This is a genomic window from Rhizobacter sp. P3_B12, assembly GCF_056402895.1.
The window spans coordinates 1-1,282 of sequence record NZ_JBFUGN010001356.1; the positions used below are offsets into that span (position 1 = coordinate 1).

Genomic DNA, 1,282 nt, shown 5'->3' on the forward strand with positions numbered 1-1,282 from the left:
CCTGCGCGGGCTGCCACGGCGATGCGCGCGAATCGATGCGTGGCGTGGCGGCGCGCTACCCGGCGTATGACGAGGCGCTCGCGCGGCCGATCGACCTGGCGATGCGCATCAACCGGTGCCGCGAGACGCGCCAGGGCGCGTCGCGGCTCGCACCCGACAGCCAGGAGCTGCTCGGGCTCGAAAGCTACGTGGCGCTGCAGTCGCGCGGGGTGCCGATCGAGCCGCCTGCCGATGCGCGGCTGCTGCCATGGCGCGAGCGCGGCGAGGCGCTGTACCGCGAGCGCATCGGCCAGCTGAACCTGTCGTGCGCGCAATGCCACGACGAGCGGGCCGGCCAGCGGCTGGGGGGCGGCCTGATCCCGCAGGGCCATGCGAACGGCTACCCGCTGTACCGCCTCGAGTGGCAGGGCGTCGGGTCGCTGCTGCGGCGCATCCGCAACTGCATGACCGGCGTGCGCGCCCAGCCGCTGCCGGCGGAGTCGCCGGAGTCCACCGCGCTCGCGCTCTACCTCGCGTGGCGCGACCGCGGGATGGCGATGGAGTCGCCCGCGGTGCGCCCCTGAGCCGTCAGCGCGCCGTGTTGTTGCGCAGCGAGGCGAACAGCGCGGCCAACGCCATCACGACGAGCAGGCCGCCGTAGCCGAGCGTCGTGGCGTGCAGGCCGAACAGGCCGGTGCCGAGGCCGGCGATGATGGCGGGCACGCTGAACGCCAGGTAGCTCAGCGCGAAGAAGCCCGCCATCAACCCGGCGCGCTCGTGGGGCGCTGCCAGCGGCACCAGGCTGCGCACCGCGCCGTTGAAGCCGGCGCCGAAGCCGAAGCCGGCCACCAGCGTGCCGCCGAAGAAGGCGAGGCCCGAGCCGGCATGCACGCCGACCAGCGTCAACGACAGGCCGATCACCAGCGCCAGCGCGCTGCCGGTCAGCACCGCGGGCGCAGGGCGCAGGCGCACCCAGCCGATCGCCGCGGCGCCCGCCAGCACCAGCGTGGCGATCAGCGCGCCGCCGGTCGTCGGCGCGGAGGTGCCGGTGACCAGCTTCGCGAGCGTCGGCCCGAGCGACAGGTAGAAGCCGCCGAGTGCCCAGCTCGCGGTGTTGAGCGGCAGGATGCGCCACAGCGTCGCGCGTGCCGCGGCCGGGATCGCGATGCGCGGACGCAGCGATTGCCAGACGCCCGGGCGGCGCGTCACGGTGTCGGGCAGGAACAGCGCGGCCAGCGTCTGCAGCGCGAGGATCGCCAGCAGCACGTCGAACACCAGGTGCATCGGCGCCGGCGCGAACTGC

Annotated in this window: 1 protein-coding gene and 1 pseudogene; one reads left to right on the plus strand and one right to left on the minus strand. The window is 74.8% G+C overall.

From position 1 onward, the window contains the following. The coding region (soxA, locus tag AC1D01_RS35190; protein WP_477874228.1) for a sulfur oxidation c-type cytochrome SoxA at positions 1-563 on the plus strand (563 nt) is incomplete at its 5' end. A 4-nt stretch (positions 564-567) separates the two neighbouring features. Here the strand turns inward: soxA and AC1D01_RS35195 are convergent. Beyond that, a pseudogene (locus AC1D01_RS35195) lies at positions 568-1,282 on the minus strand (MFS transporter); the annotation flags it as partial.